This window comes from Microbacterium sp. As-52 (assembly GCF_049949185.1).
Taxonomy (GTDB): Bacteria; Actinomycetota; Actinomycetes; order Actinomycetales; family Microbacteriaceae; genus Microbacterium; species Microbacterium maritypicum_A.
The window spans coordinates 994,621-1,011,335 of sequence record NZ_CP188171.1; the positions used below are offsets into that span (position 1 = coordinate 994,621).

General features: G+C 69.5%; 14 protein-coding genes. 3 read left to right on the top strand and 11 right to left on the bottom strand.

The genetic code is table 11. The features are described 5' to 3' along the window. The first annotated feature begins 142 nt into the window (after positions 1-142). Positions 143-2,698 (top strand): ATP-dependent helicase HrpB, encoded by a 2,556-nt coding sequence (gene hrpB / locus ACLFA2_RS04860; protein WP_426622128.1) that lies wholly within the window; start codon positions 143-145, stop codon positions 2,696-2,698. A gap of 19 nt (positions 2,699-2,717) precedes the next feature. Here hrpB and ACLFA2_RS04865 read toward each other — a convergent pair whose 3' ends face one another. The 5 genes from ACLFA2_RS04865 to ACLFA2_RS04885 all read right to left on the bottom strand — a co-directional run bounded on the left by ACLFA2_RS04865 (position 2,718) and on the right by ACLFA2_RS04885 (position 7,262). Then, the gene (locus ACLFA2_RS04865) at positions 2,718-3,452 is read right to left on the bottom strand and encodes an ABC transporter permease (protein ID WP_426622129.1); all 735 of its coding nucleotides are present in this window, start codon (positions 3,450-3,452) and stop codon (positions 2,718-2,720) included. Continuing rightward, positions 3,449-4,234, bottom strand: coding sequence for an ABC transporter ATP-binding protein (locus ACLFA2_RS04870; RefSeq protein WP_426622130.1), 786 nt, complete (start codon positions 4,232-4,234; stop codon positions 3,449-3,451). The genes ACLFA2_RS04865 and ACLFA2_RS04870 overlap by 4 nt, the downstream gene beginning before the upstream one ends. A 71-nt stretch (positions 4,235-4,305) precedes the next feature. After that, positions 4,306-4,902, bottom strand: coding sequence for a TetR family transcriptional regulator (locus ACLFA2_RS04875; protein WP_136025302.1), 597 nt, complete (start codon positions 4,900-4,902; stop codon positions 4,306-4,308). Positions 4,903-4,944: 42 nt separating this feature from the next. Then, the gene (locus tag ACLFA2_RS04880; RefSeq protein WP_021198150.1) at positions 4,945-5,697 is read right to left on the bottom strand and encodes an AAA family ATPase; all 753 of its coding nucleotides are present in this window, start codon (positions 5,695-5,697) and stop codon (positions 4,945-4,947) included. A 68-nt stretch (positions 5,698-5,765) separates the two neighbouring features. After that, positions 5,766-7,262: an L-serine ammonia-lyase, iron-sulfur-dependent, subunit alpha gene (locus ACLFA2_RS04885; RefSeq protein ID WP_021198151.1), complete on the bottom strand. Its 1,497-nt coding sequence runs from the start codon at positions 7,260-7,262 to the stop codon at positions 5,766-5,768. Between the two features lie 127 nt (positions 7,263-7,389). Between ACLFA2_RS04885 and ACLFA2_RS04890 the strand changes: the two genes are divergently transcribed. Beyond that, a complete protein-coding gene (locus ACLFA2_RS04890) occupies positions 7,390-7,698 on the top strand; it encodes a hypothetical protein (RefSeq protein ID WP_347124835.1) in 309 nt (102 codons plus the stop codon). 14 nt (positions 7,699-7,712) lie between these two features. On the opposite strand, the gene ACLFA2_RS04895 is transcribed toward ACLFA2_RS04890, so the two are convergent. Continuing rightward, on the bottom strand, positions 7,713-8,507 hold the full coding sequence (locus tag ACLFA2_RS04895) for an APH(3'') family aminoglycoside O-phosphotransferase (RefSeq protein ID WP_426622131.1): 795 nt from the start codon (positions 8,505-8,507) through the stop codon (positions 7,713-7,715). Between the two features lie 102 nt (positions 8,508-8,609). Continuing rightward, entirely contained in the window at positions 8,610-10,340 is a 1,731-nt protein-coding gene (locus ACLFA2_RS04900) for an L-aspartate oxidase (RefSeq protein ID WP_021198154.1), read from the bottom strand. A gap of 71 nt (positions 10,341-10,411) precedes the next feature. Here ACLFA2_RS04900 and ACLFA2_RS04905 point away from each other — a divergent pair, with 71 nt between their 5' ends. Beyond that, the gene (locus tag ACLFA2_RS04905) at positions 10,412-11,347 is read left to right on the top strand and encodes a LysR family transcriptional regulator (RefSeq protein WP_021198155.1); all 936 of its coding nucleotides are present in this window, start codon (positions 10,412-10,414) and stop codon (positions 11,345-11,347) included. Positions 11,348-11,443: 96 nt separating this feature from the next. Here the strand turns inward: ACLFA2_RS04905 and ACLFA2_RS04910 are convergent, their stop codons facing one another. Genes ACLFA2_RS04910 through ACLFA2_RS04925 form a run of 4 tightly spaced genes read right to left on the bottom strand, consistent with a single transcriptional unit; the run spans position 11,444 to position 16,588 of the window. Next, positions 11,444-13,231, bottom strand: coding sequence for an IucA/IucC family protein (locus tag ACLFA2_RS04910; RefSeq protein WP_426622132.1), 1,788 nt, complete (start codon positions 13,229-13,231; stop codon positions 11,444-11,446). Next, a complete protein-coding gene (locus ACLFA2_RS04915) occupies positions 13,228-13,809 on the bottom strand; it encodes a GNAT family N-acetyltransferase (protein WP_084487211.1) in 582 nt (193 codons plus the stop codon). Before ACLFA2_RS04915 ends, ACLFA2_RS04910 begins: the two co-directional genes overlap by 4 nt. Then, a complete protein-coding gene (locus tag ACLFA2_RS04920; protein ID WP_167254654.1) occupies positions 13,806-15,131 on the bottom strand; it encodes a lysine N(6)-hydroxylase/L-ornithine N(5)-oxygenase family protein in 1,326 nt (441 codons plus the stop codon). Before ACLFA2_RS04920 ends, ACLFA2_RS04915 begins: the two co-directional genes overlap by 4 nt. After that, complete coding sequence (locus ACLFA2_RS04925; RefSeq protein ID WP_426622133.1) at positions 15,128-16,588, bottom strand: pyridoxal phosphate-dependent decarboxylase family protein; 1,461 nt, start codon at positions 16,586-16,588, stop codon at positions 15,128-15,130. Before ACLFA2_RS04925 ends, ACLFA2_RS04920 begins: the two co-directional genes overlap by 4 nt. Between the last annotated feature and the right edge of the window lie 127 nt (positions 16,589-16,715).

A 16,715-nucleotide genomic window follows, 5' to 3' on the forward strand; every position in this document is an offset into this window, starting at 1 on the left:
GGAGCGGGCACCGCCGTCCCCGGTTCACGACTCAGGACACCTGCCCCGTGGACGCGCCGTACTGCCCGCTCCGCCGAATCCCCCGCAGATCTCCTGAGTTCCGAACGGCTCCGGACGTCGCCCGACCGGGCAGACTGGACGGATGACCCCCGCCGTCTTCGACCTCGCCACCATCGGCGCGGGCCTCTCGTTCGCGGCCGCCGTCGACGAGGTCTCGGCAGCGCTCGACACGAGCGGGTCGGTCGTCGTGACCGCCCCCCCGGGCACCGGCAAGACCACACTCGTACCGCCGCTCGTCGCCTCACGGCGCAGCGGTCGGGTGATCGTCACCCAGCCTCGCCGCGTCGCCGCCCGCGCCGCCGCCCGCCGACTCGCTCACCTCGACGGCTCACCCCTCGGCGCACGCGTCGGCTTCAGCGTCCGCGGCGAGCGCACAGCCGGTCCGGAGACGCAGGTCGAGTTCGTCACCGCCGGCGTACTGCTTCGACGTATGCTCGATGATCCCGGTCTCGACGGCGTGGGTGCCGTGATCATCGACGAGGTGCACGAGCGCGCGCTCGAGACCGATCTGCTGATCGGCCTGCTCTCCGAGGTGAGGCAGCTGCGCGACGATCTTGTGGTCGTCGCCATGTCCGCCACCCTCGACGCCGAACGCCTGGCAGCGGTCCTCGGTACGGAAGAGACTCCGGCACCGATCGTCGACCACGACGTCCCTGCCTTCCCTCTCGCCGAACGCTGGGCTCCGAGCCCCGTGCCCCGGCTCGACGAGCGCGGTGTCACGTGGGGATTCCTCGACCACGTCGCGGCGGTCACGGTATCGGCGGCACGGGATCTGGTCCGCGAGACGCCCGATGCCGACGTACTGGTCTTCGCCCCTGGTGCCCGCGAGGTGGCGGAGATCGCCCGCCGCGTCCGCGATGCCGGCGACAGGTTCGACGTGCGGGAACTGCACGGCCGCATTCCCCCGGCCGAACAGGACGCCGTGATCCGGGGCCGTACACCGCAAGACCGTCCGCGCATCATCATCACGACGTCGCTCGCCGAATCCTCGCTCACCGTGCCGGGCGTCCGTCTGGTCGTGGACACGTGCCTGTCGCGGTATCCGCAGCGCGACGCCGCCCGCGGCATGACGGGCCTGGTCACCAGCGCTGCGCCTCGCTCGTCGTGCGTGCAGCGGGCCGGACGCGCCACGCGCCAGGGCCCCGGCGCGGTGATCCGCTGCGTCGACGAGCGTTCGTACGCGGCGGCACCCGCCCGTCCGGTGCCGGAGTTGGCCGTGGTCGACCTCGCCGATGCCGCGCTCCTGCTCGCGTGCTGGGGTGCCCCGGGTGGAAACGGCCTGCGGATGATCGACCCGTTGCCCGCCGCCCACCTGGCCGACGCCATCGCTGTTCTGCACGGCCTCGGCGCGATCGACGACGAGGGCCGCGCCACCGCCGAGGGACGTGCACTGGCGCGCATCCCGACCGATCCCCGGCTGGCCCGTGCTCTGCGCGACGGCAGCCCGACGGTCGGCAGCCGTCTCGCGGCTGAGGTCGTCGCGCTCGTGGGTGGCGATCTGCGAAGCCCCGAGGCCGACATCGCGCGGGCCCTCATCGCCCTCAGAAACGGGCGGACGCCGGACGCCCGCCGATGGCGAGACGACGCGAACCGCCTCGAACGCATGATCGGCCCGGCGCCGGGCGTGCGCGCGGACCTCGACGGGGTCGGCCTCGTGATCGCGCTGGCTTTTCCCGAGCGCATCGCCCACCGCGTCGAGCGCACCGCCACCGGAGCGACGTATCTGCTCGCCTCCGGGACACGCGCAGGGGTGACGGGCCCGCTCGCGGCCGTCGAATGGCTCGCCGTCGCCGACGTGACCCGTGCCTCCGGCCGTGCGGCGGCCGGGTCCGGTGCGATCATCCGCTCCGCTGCGGCGCTCACCGAGCTGCAGATGGAGCAGGCCGCCAGCCACCTGATGACCGACCGCGTCGAGGCAGACTTCGTCGGAGGTCGTGTCCAGGCCCGACGCGAACGCCGGATCGGTGCGATCCTGCGCACATCGGTGCCGGTGCGGGCATCGGCCCAGGAGGGGCGGGATGCCGTGCGTCGTGTGCTCCGGCGCGACGGACTCACGCTGTTCAGCTGGCCCGACGCCGCCGACGGACTGCGCCGCCGTCTGGCGATGCTACGACGCGAGCTCGGCGATCCGTGGCCCGATGTCTCGGACGCCGGACTGATAGAGACCCTCGACACCTGGCTGGCGTCCGAGCTCGACGCCCTGGCATCCGGCACCCCCGTGGATCGCCTGGACCTGCTGTCGGCTCTTCGTCGGCTGCTGCCGTGGCCCGAAGCGGTGCGACTCGACGACCTCGTGCCTGAGCGCCTCGAGGTGCCCAGCGGATCCCGCGTCCGCATCACCTACCCCGAACCCGACGGCGACCCGACGTCACGTCCTGTCGTCGCCGTGAAGCTCCAGGAGTGCTTCGGCTGGGCGGAGACCCCCCGCCTCGTCGACGGACGGGTACCGGTGCTGTTCCACCTGCTGTCCCCCGCAGGGCGTCCGCTCGCGGTCACCGACGACCTCGCCTCGTTCTGGTCCGGCCCCTACACACAGGTCCGCGCCGAGATGCGGGGGCGCTACCCGAGGCATCCCTGGCCCGAGGATCCGTGGGCCGCCACACCGACCAAGCACACCAAGAACCGCGCCGCGCGCTGAACACCGACCGGGACGGGAGTCAGCGGGTGCGCCGCCGCAGTGTCAGCGAGGCGAGCACGAGAGCGCCGACCGCGAAGGCCACGACGATCAGCAGCGGACCGAAGATATCCCACCCCTCGTCGCCCGCGGCGACCGCGTTGATCGTGTCGATCGCGTAGCTCAGCGGAAGCCAGTCGGAGATGGCGTGCAGCACATCGGGCATCTGATCTCGCGGCATGAAGAGCCCGCCGAGGATGATCTGCGGGAAGACCAGCAGCGGCATGAACTGCACCGCCTGGAACTCGGTCTGCGCGAACGCGCTCGCGAGCAGACCGAGCGCGGTACCGAGCAGCGCGTCGACCACCGCGACCAGGCCGAGCTGCCAGAGCGGACCTTCGACGTCGAGCCCGCACACCCCGACGGCGAACGACACCGTGATCACCGCCTGCAGCAGAGCCATCAGACCGAACGCGAGCGCGTACCCGAGGATGAAGTCGGCCTTCTCGAGCGGGGTCGTCATCAGGCGTTCGAGGGTGCCCGAACGGCGCTCGCGCAGGGTCGTTATCGAGGTGATGAGGAACATCACGATGAACGGGAACAGCGCCAGGATCGCGCCGCCGAACTGGTCGAAGACGCCGTCCTGATCGCTGAACAGCCAGGCGAAGAGACCCACGAGCAGACTCGGCGCGATGAGCATCAGCGCGATCGACCGCGGGTCGTGCCGCAATTGGGCGAGCACGCGTCCGGCGGTGGCGAACGTCCGGCGGCCGTTCATTCTCCGGCCTCCTCCTGCTGGTCGCGCGCTCCTCGGCGCGATCGCCTCGTGTCGCCGACACCAGCCGCGCGGTCGCGCTCGATCAGCACGAGGAACGCGGCCTCGGCGTCGGTCGTGCCGGTGTCGGCGAGAAGCGAGGTCGGAGTCGTGTCGGCGATGATCCGCCCCTCGCGCATCAGCAGCAGCCGGTCACAGCGCACGGCCTCGTCCATCACATGGCTCGACACGATGAGCGTCACCCCTCGATCCGCGAGGGCGCGGAAGAGGGCCCACAGCTCGGCGCGCAACACGGGGTCGAGTCCCACCGTCGGCTCGTCCAACACGACGAGCTCGGGCGCTCCGACCAGGGCCACCGCGAGCGACACCCGCGTGGCCTGGCCGCCGCTCAGGGAGTCCACGAGCTGCCCCGCCTGCGGGCCGAGACCCACCTCGTCGATGACCCGATCGACGTCGCCCTTGGGCGCCTTGAGCAGCGAGGCGAAGTACAAGAGGTTCTGACGCACACTCAGATCGCCGTAGACCGAGGCCCCCTGCGTGCCGTACGCGACCCGGTGCCGCAGCCGTCGCGACCCTCCCGGCTCGCCCAGTACCGTCACCTCGCCCGAGGCGATCCTCTGCACGCCGACGATCGAGCGCATGAGCGTGGTCTTGCCGCATCCGGAAGGGCCCAGCAGGCCCGTGATCTGGCCGCGGGGGATCGCGAGGTCAATCCCGTCGAACACGTGCACCGCCCCGCGACGCACACGCAGCTGCGCGATCTCGACGGCGGAGTTATTCATCATGTGATGAATTATGCGCCCGCCCGTCGTCCGCGTCAACAGGGTCCGCAGACACCCGATGCCGACGTTCGGCGTCAGTCGAAGAGGTAGCGCTGCAAGGTCGGGCCGAGACGGGAGACGAGTTCATCGATCGGTGCCGCCGCAAGCGCCGGCAGCCGCAGCACATAGCGTGCGATCAGCAGCCCGGCGATCTGCGAGGCGACGAGCGAGGCGCGCAGATCGGCGTCGTCGACGTCGAGGCGCCGAGCCACCCGGGAGAGAAGTTCGCGCGACAGGAAGCCCGCCAGCAGCGGGGTCGTGAGCCGACTGCCGATCGCAGTGCGCAGCAGCATGACTCCCCGACGGCGCACCTCGGGCTGCTCGAACGCCTCGAGGACGTACCGGATCAGCCGGTCGCCGATCTCGTCACGCGGACCCGCGAGGATCCCCGGCACATCGACATCCGGTCGCAGCGGAATACCCACGGCTTCTGCGAAGAGATCGGCCTTGGTGCCGAAGTAGTGATGCACGAGGGCAGAATCCACACCGGCCCTGGCGGCGATGGAGCGGATCGTCGCGCCGTCGTATCCTTTTTCACCGAAGTCGTCGACCGCAGCCGCGATGATGCGCGCTCGCGAGTCGGAGACGCCCCGGGGGCGGCCACGCCGCCGCGCGGGCTTCTGCTCGGTCATGTCCGTCAGCCTATGACGCGCGGCGAGGGCACGGCGCGCAAGTCAGTCGAGCAGATGGCGGAGGTAGCGGGTCGGATGCTCGAGGAACGAGCGCCAGTGGTTCACGATCTCGAGGTCGTCCCACTCCGCCGGACGCACACCCCACTCCCCCACTTCGAGGATCTTCGCGCCGGGAAGAGCAGCGAGCACCGGCGAATGCGTCGCGCACAGCACCTGGCCGCCCTCATCGGCGATGCGACGGAGCACGGCGATGAGCGCGAGCGTCGAGTTGAAGGACAGCGCCGCCTCCGGCTCGTCGAGGCAGTAGAAGCCCGGCTCGTCGAATCGGCTCTCCAGCAGGGCGAGGAACGATTCGCCGTGACTCATCTCGTGGAACGGGACGTCGCCGCGGGCCGAGGGGTTCTCCTCCAGGTAGGTGTAGAACGAGTGCATCGTCTCGGCGCGGAGGAAGAAACCCCACCGATTCGCCCCCACGCCACGCTGCAGCCGCAGCCAGTCCGACAACGGCGACTCGGTCGCGCGCGTGGTGTGTCTGGCCTGGCGGGAACCGCCCTCGGGAGAGAGCCCATAGGCGATCGCGATCCCCTCGACCAGTGTCGACTTGCCGCTGCCGTTCTCGCCGACCAGGAACGTGACGCCGGGGTCGAGGTCGATCCCCTCGCGCAGCACCTGGGCGACGGCGGGGATGCTCGTCGGCCATCCTGCGCCGGGTGCGGGGGCGTCGTCGTTCGGGCGCACCGCCACGACGGGCTGCTGACGTCGACGGCGGGAGGCCGGCTCCCAGAACTCATCCATCGTGATCCTCCGCGTGTCGTCTCGTGGAGGCTACCGGCATCCGGGGACACCCGCGCGACCGAGGACCGTCAGCACTCGATGACGTTGACCGCGAGGCCGCCTTCGCTGGTCTCCTTGTACTTCGTCGACATGTCGGCCCCGGTCTGGCGCATGGTCTCGACGACCGCATCCAGGGAGACGTAATGGCTGCCGTCGCCGCGCAGGGCGAGGCGGGCGGCGGTCACGGCCGTCGACGCGGCGATCGCGTTGCGCTCGATGCACGGAATCTGCACGAGTCCGCCGATGGGGTCGCACGTGAGACCGAGGTGGTGCTCCATCGCGATCTCGGCGGCGTTCTCGATCTGGCGGTTCGTTCCGCCCATCACTGCCGTCAGGCCGCCGGCTGCCATGGCGCAGGCGGAGCCGACCTCGGCCTGGCATCCGCCCTCCGCCCCGGAGATCGACGCGTTGGCCTTGAACAACGACCCGAGGGCCGTCGCGGTCAGCAGGAAGCGGCGGATGCCACGGCGACGGTTCGCCTCGGCGGTCTGCTCCTCGTCGAGGTCGCTCCCGTCGCTCACCGCGCGCACGTCCGACTCGAACCCGAGGAGTGCGCTGCCGACCAGCTCGCCGTAGGGCGTGACCGCGTTGCCCGCCCCGAGTCCGGAGTCGGCGAGGAACCGCCACCAGTACATCGCGACGGCCGGGAGGATTCCGGCGGCACCGTTCGTCGGCGCCGTGACCACGCGGCCACCCGCGGCGTTCTCCTCGTTGACCGCGAGCGCGAAGGCGCCGAGCCACTCACCCGGAAGCTCACGATGGCCGTCGGCCTCGACCTCTTCGAGCTGGCCGCGGATCACTCCGGCCCGCCGCTTGACCTTGAGGATGCCGGGAAGCGTGCCGTCGGCGTGGAGACCCGCATCCACGCACCCCGACATCGCGTCCCAGATCGCGTCGAGGCCGGCCGCGACCTCTTCCTCGCTGCGCAGCGAGGTCTCATTGAGTCGGGCCACCTCGGCGATCGAGAGCCCGTTCTCGTCACAGAGCGCGAGCAGCGACGCGGCATCCGCGTACGAGTACGGGAATCCCGAGGTCGTGAGCTTCGCCTCCTCGCCATCGCGCCGGATGAACCCGCCGCCCACCGAGTAGTAGGTCTCCTCGGCGACTACCTGCTCCGCGGAGTCCCAGGCGGTGATGGTCATGGCGTTCGGGTGACCGGGAAGCCGGGTGCGCGGCGCGAAGACGATGTCGTCCTTCGCGAAGGGCACGTCGTGCGCGCCGTCGATGCGAATCACGGCTTGTGCCGGCAGGTCGGTCCAGGCCGAGCGCACCTCGGCGGGGTCGCAGGTCTCCGGCGCGAGTCCGCGGAGGCCGGCGACGACGGCATCCGGCGTCCCGTGCCCGATTCCCGTCGCGCCGAGCGAGCCGTACAGTGTGCTTCCGATGCGGGTGACCTGCGGCAGGACGCCCGTCGCAGTGAGTCGTCGTGCGAAGTCGAGAGCCGCTCGCATCGGTCCGACCGTATGGGAGCTCGAAGGCCCCACTCCGATGGAGAAGAGGTCGAAGGCCGAGACGTACGCAGTCACCCCTCCAGGCTACGCCGGATCGGCGACTTCGGTTCACCGAGGTTAACTCGCCGTCCCGTCAACCCCCTACAGCCCCATCCGCCGCCGAGGCATCCTGAGCGGACGACATCATCGAAAGGGGTCCCCCATGACCGACAGCACTCCCGAGCCCGAGCCCACCGACGAGCTCTCCGCCGAGCTCTCCGCCGAGGCGCAGACTCCGACTCCCACCTCGACCTCCGACACGAGCGACGGCGAGGTCACGACACCGGCACAAGCCGAGTCCCCCGAAGACGCCGACCCGAACGAGGTGCCCCGCACCGAAGACCTCGAAGAGCCGAGCACCGAGAAGGCCCCGGGCGAGGAGCCCAAGGCCCCGAAGCGCGACGAGCCCGAGCCCGATCACGAGGCGGTCGGCATCGGCGTGGTCGACACGGAAGAGCCGCAGGCCGGCTGAGACCCGCGACCGCGCTACCAGGTCAGCGGGTCGAGCCGCAGGTAGAAGTCCTGACGGGCAGAGTCGAGATCGATCCCGTACCGCGCAGCGAAGTCCTCGTCCGCCCGACGGGCGGTGCTCTCGTCGGGCCACGTCTCGCGGGCGTTCGCCAGGAGCAGGGCGATGTCGGCGTAGGGGTCGGCACGCCCGAGCCGGCCGACATCGAGGAGTCCGGCGACGTGCGAGCCGTCGGGCGCGATCAGGATGTTCGGCAGGCAGAAGTCGCCGTGGCAGACCACCGCTTCCGCCTGCTCCTGGACGATCCGTCGCGGGAGCTCGCTCTCGAGGTCGGCGAGGATCCGCGACGGCGGCACATCCTGCAGCGCGACGGGCAGGAACTCGGTCTGCACCCGGTCCTCGGCGACCGTCGCTCTGGCTGCCGTCATCATCCCGTCCACTCCCCGGCCGTAGGGGCAGTCGGACACCGGGACGGCGTGGAGACGCCGCAGGATGTCGGCGATCGCCGGCCACGCCGCACGCAGACCGGCCGCATCGAGCCGGTCGGCGGGGACTCCCTCCACCGCAGAGGTCACGAGGGCACCGCCGTGCGCGGTGAGACGCCACTCGATCACCGACGGACCGGGGATGCCGACGCTCGCGAGCCATGCGATCCGGTCGCGCTCGGCCGCCAATTCGTCCGCCTGCGACGAGGGGACCACCTTGACGTATCGCCCACCGGCCTCATCGCGAAGCACAGCCGCGCCCGACTCGCCGCTCTCCACGGGCAGCCAGTCCGCACCATCGGGGAGCAGTTCTGCGGGAATGTGCATCTGCTCATCCTCCCGCACCGGACCCGCTCCGGTCGCACCTGATGCTGCCTGATCGTCGACGGGACGACAGCAGGTGCGACCGGAAGCAGCCGCAGTGTGCTCTTACTCGACGAGCTTGCCCGCGGTGTCGACCTCGCGCATGAGCTCCGCGATCTCCGGCGAGATCTCTGGGATCGCCTCACGGGTCACGCCGTCCTTCGGCGACCACACCAGGTTCACCTGCAACGTGGGATCGGTGTCGGGGAAGTCGCTGCGGTTGTGGCATCCGCGGGTCTCCCGCCGCTCCAGCGCGGCCTCGAGGGTGGCCCGGGCGGCGAGTGCCGATGCCTTGAGGTCGAACGCATGCGCGAGATCCTGGAACCCGGCGATGTCGGGGTGGATGCCGATGTCCTCCATGCGCCCCTCGATCATGTCGAGGTCGGCGAGACCGGCGCGCAGCCCCTCCTCCGAGCGCACCACACCGGCGTACTCGGTCATGAGGTTGCGGATCGCGCGCTGCAGGGCACGGACGTTCTCGCGCCCCTCCGCCGCCAGCAGATGGTCGATCTCGGCCCGCGCTTCCGCCACCGCGGTCGCCGACCGGCGCTGCGCGTCGAGCCCCGCCGCATGCTCCATTGCCGCCTGACCGACGATGCGTCCGTAGACGAGGAGTTCGATGAGCGAGTTGCCGCCGAGACGATTCGCGCCGTGCAGACCGCTCGACGCCTCGCCGATCGCATAGAGGCCGTCGACGTCGGTCTGGTGGTCTTCCGGACGCACCCAGACGCCGCCCATCGAGTAGTGCGCGGTCGGCGCGATCTCGATCGGATCGGTCGTGATGTCGAGCATCTGCAGCTCCATCATCGTCTGATAGACGCGCGGCAGACGGGTCATGATCGTCTCGCGCGGCAGGTGCGAGACGTCGAGCCAGACGCCGCCGTTCTCGGTGCCGCGCCCTTCCTGGATCTCGGTGTATGCGGCGAGCGCGACGCGGTCACGGGTCGAGAGCTCCATCCGCTCGGGGTCGTACTTCGCCATGAATCGCTCGCCGAGGGCGTTGCGGAGGATTCCGCCTTCACCGCGTGCAGCCTCGGAGATCAGGGTTCCCGCTGCGCTCTCCGGCTCGATGATGCCCGACGGATGGAACTGCACGAGTTCGGGGTCGCGGAGCCGCGCGCCGGCGTCCACCGCGAGACGGAAGGAGTCGCCGGTGTTCTCGTCGCGGCGGGACGAGGTGCGCCGCCAGATGCGGTTGTGTCCGCCCGCGGCGAGGATCACGGCGTCCGCGTGGATGAGGTAGCGGGTGCCGTCGGCCTGGTCGAAGCCGTAGGCGCCGAACACGACGTTGTCGCGCACGAGCAGGCGCGTGATGTAGACGTGGTCGAGGATCGGGACCTCGAGCTGCTCAGCCTTGCGCACGAGGGTGCGCTGGATCTCGAGGCCCGTGTAGTCGCCGGCGAACGCGGTGCGGCGGAAGGTGTGGGCGCCGAAGAAGCGCTGCGAGATGCGGCCGTCGTCTTCGCGGGCGAAGTCCATGCCCCAGCGCTCGAGGTCGCGGATGCCACGCTCGGCACCCTGCGTCACGATCTCGACGGTGTGCGGGTTGGCGAGCAGGTAGCTCTCCTTGATGGTGTCGGCTGCGTGCTGCTGCCAGCTGTCGTCGGCATCCATCGTGCCGAGCGCCGCGTTGATGCCGCCGGCGGCGAGCGACGTGTGCGCATCCTGCCGCGGTCGTTTCCCCACGGCGAGCACGTCCACGCCGTGTTCGGCGATCTCGATCGCCGCCCGCAGACCCGACCCTCCAGTGCCGATGACGAGGACCGTGGTGGATATCTGTCGTTCGCGCGTAGCCATGCGATCCACGCTAGTTAGGGGATCCTAATAACTCCAATGCATAGTTCGAGTTGAAACGATGCGGGTAGGCTATGGTCATGAACCTCGAGCAACTCCGCGGGTTCGTCGAGGTCGCGCGTCTCGGACACTTCACCCGCGCCTCCGAGCACCTGCATCTGGCGCAGCCGTCGTTGAGCCGGCAGATCTCCACGCTCGAGCGCGAACTGGGCGCGGAACTGTTCCACCGCGCACGCGGCCACATCGCGCTGACAGCCGCCGGCGAGACCCTCCTCCCCCGCGCGCAGCGCATGCTCGCCGAGGCCGACGCCATCCGCGACGAGATGGGCGAGCTGGCCGGACTCCGCCGTGGACGCGTGCGCCTGGGCGCCCCTCCGACGCTCTGCATCAGCCTGGTCGCCGAGGCCATCCGCGCTTTCCATTCCGCGCATCCCGGCATCGATCTGCACCTGACGGAGAGCGGCTCTCGCCGACTCGTCGAGGAGCTCGCGGTCGGCGCCGTCGACATCGCCCTCATCACCGAGTCCGAAGGACCTCCTCCCTCGGGATTCAGCCTGACGCGGACCCCGCTCCTCACCGAGGAGCTGGTCGTCGTCTCGGCCGCGAGCGAGCCACCGGTGTCGAGTTCGGCGTCGATGACGCTTCACCACCTCGCCACCCTCCCCCTGATCGCCCTCGACGAGACCTACGAGCTTCGAGCCACCACCGATGCGGCTTTCCGCGCCGAGGGACTCCGACCCACCCATGTGCTCGAGGGCGCCGAGATGGATGCGGTGCTGCGTTTCGTCGAGCGCGGCGTCGGCGTCGCGGTGGTGCCGGCCATGGTTCTGCTCGATCGCCCCGCTCTTCGTTCGGTGCGGCTGACGCACCCCATGATGACCCGCACGGTGAGCCTCGCCCACCGTGCAGACGTCACTCCGGCCGTTGCCGTCGCCGCGATCCGCCAGGTGATCGTCGCCACCGCCGCGGACGTCGCCGACCGCGACCCGGCGATCACCAGCCTGCTCTGATCGCGCTCCACGAGACCGCACATCCACGGTCCCGCACATCCATCGCCCGGATGCGCGGGATGCCGAGGACGTCGCGAACCACCGCTGGTCATCCGCTCACCCTCCCTGGGTCGACAGCGGAATGGGCGACGAGCTGCGCGCCCGACCGATGGGATTGTCGAGCGTTCCGGCGTACATGAGGGAAGCGGACTGGTCCGCGAGGTCCACCATGCGCAGCGTGTTGCGCAGTTGCAGACGATTCAGGCACGAATGGGCGAATGCATCGGCCCGCAGATCGACGAGTGACTCGAGGTCGGGATGCCCATCGGCATGCTCATCGACCGTCTCTCCGACCAGGCGCCAGAAGTCCCCCTCAGTCAGGGTGCCGTCGATGTGGAGGATGCCCGCCAGGTGCCGGAGCACCCCATCGAAGACGTCGGTGAAGACGGCGAGCGCCTTCTCCTCGTCGCCGACGGGGGCGACGATGCGTCGCACCTCCTCCGGCAGCGTGCGCTCGGACAGGAGCGCCACTTCCTCACCGATGTCCTTCATGAACACACCGGTCGGCACGTTCCCCTCGAGGATGAGGATGAGGTTCTCGCCGTGCGGCATGAACGCGAGATCGTGGGCCAGCAGGCTGTGCACGATCGGCCGGAGATACGCGCGAAGGAACCGGTGGACCCACGCGGTCGCGGGGATACCGGAAGCACGGATGAGCGTGGTGACCACCGAGACGCCCTCGCTGTCGCGATGCAGGAGCGACGCCAGAGTCGCCAGTCGCTCAGCCCCGGCTGCCAACGGCACAGGGCTCTCGCGCCAGAGGGCGGCCAGCATCTTGCGGTGGGCGGACGGCTGTGCGGTGCGGTGGTACACGTCGCCCGTGTAGCCGATCGACGCGCGCTCCCGGAGCACTCGGAAGCCGGCATCCGCGAATGTCGGGTCGGCGGCCACGAGCTCGGCCACCCAGTCGTTGATCGCGGGTGTGACGCGCATGTACGCCGGAGAGAGCCCCCGAAGGAACCCCATGTTCTGCACAGCGAGCGCCGTCTTCACGTAGTGCCGATGCGGATGGGAGACGTTGAACATGGTGCGCACCGATTGCTGGGCGCGATAGTCGTCTTCGCTCTCGCCGATGTAGACGAGGTCGCGTCGGGCGAGGTCGGGGGCGAAGGTGATGGTCACGCGGTTCTCCCACTGCCACGGGTGCACCGGCAGCAGGTGGAAGTCGGCCGGCTCCTCGCCGAGGTCGCGAAGACGGGTGGCGAAGCGATCGCGTTCGGTCGGACTCAACTCGCCCGAAAGCAGGGTCTCCTCGGTGAGATCGGCGCCGAGGGCCAGATGCGATGCTGACCGTCGCGCGGCGACCCACACCAGGCGGAACGACCGGGCGGCCTCGGGAGCGAAGGTGGCATGATCCGAGACACCGAAGCCGATGCGCCCGTTGTTCGCGACGAAACCAGGGTGCCCCTCGGTCATCGCCGCCTCGATCGTCTGGAAGTCGGCGCCGGCCAGCTCCCGCGCCGACGGCCCACCCCGCGCGATCTTGAACATCGAGCCGGCGAGCGTGGACGCGATCTCTTCCAGGTACAACGGGAGAAGCTCATCCGACAGGCCGAGGGTCGGCTGCAGCTCGAGGATCAGCTGCTGCGCGTCCAGCACGGCATCTGTACCGTCGATGAGGCGACGGATGCTGCTCTCCTCGATGATCCAGTGCTCCAGCTCGGTACGCATGGCGCGGAACCGGTACTCGACGGCGGTGGAGGGCACACCGACGCGCCAACCATCGCCGGAGGGCTCCGGGGCGATCAGCCGTTCGTGGCTGAACTCCGCGAGAGCCTTGGCCACCAGGTGACGCTGTGCGCGCTCCAGCGAATCGATCGTCAGGTGGGCGGCGGGGGCGATCATGCGCGTCCCTCTCGGTCGAGGCGGATCAGGTCGGACGCCGCGAAGCCGGCGCGGGTGCACACCGAGAGCATCGCGGTCTTGAGGTGCCCGCCCTCGTCGATGACGACGTGGCGCACCTCGTCGAAGCCGGCGCGCACGTTCTTCGCGCGGATGCGCGCGTTGCGCACATCCGGTTCGACGACCACGCGCTCCGCGCCGAGCTCATCGAAGCACCACGACATCACGGCGGCGAACACCGCATCGGTCAGCCCGTGTCGGGGGTCCTCGCCCGGAGGCGACACCAGGACGTGCATGCCGATGTCGCCCGGCACCGCGTCGTGGACCTCTGTCAGCAGCACCTGCGCCGGGTCATAGGTCTCGGCGTAGAACAGCGGGACCTCGTCGACCAGCCCGAGCCACGCCTGCTGGGCGGGATCAGCATCGACAGCGGCGAGATAGGCCGCGACGGCGGGGACATCCAGGTCGGTCATGCCCCAGTACGCCGAATGGGGATCGGCCAGCCAGCGGTGCAGGATAGCCGCGTCCCGAAGGGGGCTGGCGACGGTGAGCGATACTCCGATCCCGGTCGTCGTCGTCATCGCACGACCGCCCCGGGCACGGTGGACTCCCGGAGGGCATCGGCGGGGACACCGAAGTCCTGGAACGCGATGCGGCGCTCGATCGGGTAGACCTCTCGACCGAGGATCGACGAGAGGATCGACGAGTTGCGCCAGGCGCCGAAGCCGAGGTCCGGGGCGGTCAACCCATGGGTGTGCTCTTCACCGTTCTGCACGAAGACCCGCCCGCGTCCGCCGTCGACGCTGTAGTCGCGCGCGACGTCCATCCTGCCCAGAGCATCCCAGTCCAGACGGTCGGCGATGCCCTGCAGGAAAGGCGGCGTCTGGGCAGAGTACCCCGTGGCGAGGATGAGCGAGGCCGTCTCCCTGTCGTACTGCTCTCCGAGCTGGCCGTGCCGCAACGAGAGCCGGAAGCGCACGCCGTCCCACTCGGCGGCGGTGACCTCGGTATCGGCGAGGAGCGTCGTGGGCACTGGACCTTCGGCGCTGAGCCGATAGAGGGTGTCGTAGATGTCGTCGATGAGGTCGCAGGAGACACCCTTGTAGAGGCTCCGCTGCTCCCGACTCAGGTGCTGCCGCAGTGCGAGGGGAAGGCCATGGAAGTGATCGGTGTACTCCGGTGAGGTCATCTCCAGGGTGAGCTTCGTGTACTCCATGGGGAAGAACCGCGGCGACCGGGTGATCCAGTCGAGACGATAGCCGCCCTCGCGCGCACCCTCGAGGAGATCGCGGTAGATCTCGGCCGCCGACTGGCCGCTGCCGACCACCGTGATCGAATCCGTCGCGCGAAGCGCATCACGATTCTCCAGGTATGCCGAGCTGTGCACGGCACGGCCGGAGATGTCGCGGAGAGCCGTCGGGATCGTGGGGCTCGTGCCGACCCCGACGACGACGTGACGGGTGCGCAGTGTGCGCTCCTCGCCGGTGTCGGTGCGCATCGCCTGCACGATGTAGACGTCGTCGACAGGGTCATGCTCGACCCGCACGACCTCGTGATTCCAGTGCAGCTGGTGCAGCTGCTCGGCCGCCCAGCGGCAGTACGCGTCATATTCGGTACGCAGCGCATAGAAGCTCTCACGGATGTAGAACGGGTAGAGCCGCCCCGATTGCTTCAACCAGTTGAGGAAGGAGAAGCGCGAGGTGGGATCGGCCATAGTGACCAGGTCGGCCAGGAACGGCACCTGGATGGTCGAGCCCTCGATCATCATCCCGGGGTGCCATCGGAAGCTTTCCGCACGGTCGAGGAACACCGCGTCCACCCCGAGCGGATCCGCGAGACAGGCGAGCCCCAGGTTGAACGGGCCGATGCCGATGCCGACGACGTCGTGCACGTGCGCGGTCATGCCGTCGCCTCCGCGGCGACGAGATCCGGCGATATGCCCGCGAGAGCAGTCGCCGCGTCCTTCACGATGTCCAGGATCGTTCGGACGTCGTCGAGGGTGGCTTCCGGGTTGAGGAGAGTCAGTTTCAGGCAGGGCCGTCCGTCGATCACCGTCTTCGCGACGAGTGCACGGCCGGATTCGAAGAGCACGCGCCGGACCCCCGCGACGAGCTCATCCTGCACTGCGGGCGGCACATCCCCGGGACGCGCGCGGAAGAGCACGGTGCTGAGCTGGGTGCGACCCACCAGCTCGAGTTCGGGATCGGCGTCGACCAGATCGCCGGCGGCCGTGGCGAGATCGATGACCGCGTCGAACAGCTCGCCGACCTGCGCCGTCCCCATCGATCGGAGCGTCGCCCACAGCTTCAGCGCGTCGAAACGGCGCGTGGTCTGCAGCGACTTGTCCACCTGATTGGGTTCGTCGTTCTCCCGCGGGTTGAGGTAATCGGCGTGCCAGGCGCCCGCAACCAGATCCCGGGGGTCGCGCACGAGCAGGGCGCTGGAGGAGACGGGCTGGAAGAAGCTCTTGTGGAAATCGACGGTGACGGACCGTGCCCGTTCGATGCCTGCAAGAAGGTGCCGGCGCCGGGACGAGACCAGGAGTCCTCCTCCGTAGGCAGCGTCGACGTGCAGCCACAGACCGCGGGCGTCGCACACCGCGGCGATGCTCGCGAGCGGGTCGATCACGCCGCGGTCCGTAGTGCCTGCGGTGGCGACGACGGCGATGGGCACCCGTCCCTCCGCCACAGCCGCAGAGACCGCCGCATCGAGGTCAGCCGGAAGCATCCGCCCTGCGCTGTCGTCGGCCACCTCGATGACCGCATCGTCGGCGAGGCCGAGCAGCAGCGACGACTTGCCGACGCTGAAATGACTGGATGCCGTGGCGAAGACGACCAAGCGAGACATCGACGTCGTACGCGAGCCGCCGACCGCCGCCAGTGCCGCCTCTCTGGCGAGGAACAGCGCATGGAGGTTCGACTGCGTGCCCCCGGAGGTGAAGATGCCGTCGCCCGAGGCGAACCCCACCCATCCCGTCACGGCCTCGATCAGCCGACGCTCCATCAGCGTGCCCACCGTCGACTGGTCGTAGGTGTCGACCGAGGTGTTGACCGCGGCGAGGATCGTCTCGGCCGCGACGGCGGGGAGCGCCACCGGGCAGTTCAGGTGCGCCGCATACAGGGGGTGGTGAAACCACACGGCGTGGGCGAGGAAGAGATCATCGATCTCACGGATGGCCGACGCGGTGCCGATGCCGGAGCCGGCGAGGTCGACCCGATCGACGAGTTTCTGCAGTTCTGCGAGCGAGGCGCCGGACGTGGGTTGTGGGGTTTCGGTGAACCTTGCGGCCACCCGAGACGCCGTGCGTGCGATCTGGGAGCGGTAGACGTCGACGGTCGAGGAAGTGAGCAGCTCAGTCACGATGGACAACTCCTAAGTTAGGTTTGCCTATCCTACATATGATTTTTGGACTGTATAGAAAAACTCGCGACGTGGGCGGATGCGGACGTGGGCGGATGCGGCAGCATCGAGGACCGATGACAGCGGG

Coding starts and splice junctions, on each gene's coding strand:
- ACLFA2_RS04905 (WP_021198155.1), top strand. CDS start 10,412: ATGGTCATGAACCTCGAGCAACTCCGCGGGTTCGTCGAGGTCGCGCGT.
- ACLFA2_RS04915 (WP_084487211.1), bottom strand. CDS start 13,809: ATGACGACGACGACCGGGATCGGAGTATCGCTCACCGTCGCCAGCCCC.
- ACLFA2_RS04900 (WP_021198154.1), bottom strand. CDS start 10,340: ATGGCTACGCGCGAACGACAGATATCCACCACGGTCCTCGTCATCGGC.
- ACLFA2_RS04910 (WP_426622132.1), bottom strand. CDS start 13,231: ATGATCGCCCCCGCCGCCCACCTGACGATCGATTCGCTGGAGCGCGCA.
- ACLFA2_RS04875 (WP_136025302.1), bottom strand. CDS start 4,902: ATGACCGAGCAGAAGCCCGCGCGGCGGCGTGGCCGCCCCCGGGGCGTC.
- hrpB (WP_426622128.1), top strand. CDS start 143: ATGACCCCCGCCGTCTTCGACCTCGCCACCATCGGCGCGGGCCTCTCG.
- ACLFA2_RS04870 (WP_426622130.1), bottom strand. CDS start 4,234: ATGATGAATAACTCCGCCGTCGAGATCGCGCAGCTGCGTGTGCGTCGC.
- ACLFA2_RS04895 (WP_426622131.1), bottom strand. CDS start 8,507: ATGCACATTCCCGCAGAACTGCTCCCCGATGGTGCGGACTGGCTGCCC.
- ACLFA2_RS04880 (WP_021198150.1), bottom strand. CDS start 5,697: ATGGATGAGTTCTGGGAGCCGGCCTCCCGCCGTCGACGTCAGCAGCCC.
- ACLFA2_RS04865 (WP_426622129.1), bottom strand. CDS start 3,452: ATGAACGGCCGCCGGACGTTCGCCACCGCCGGACGCGTGCTCGCCCAA.
- ACLFA2_RS04890 (WP_347124835.1), top strand. CDS start 7,390: ATGACCGACAGCACTCCCGAGCCCGAGCCCACCGACGAGCTCTCCGCC.
- ACLFA2_RS04920 (WP_167254654.1), bottom strand. CDS start 15,131: ATGACCGCGCACGTGCACGACGTCGTCGGCATCGGCATCGGCCCGTTC.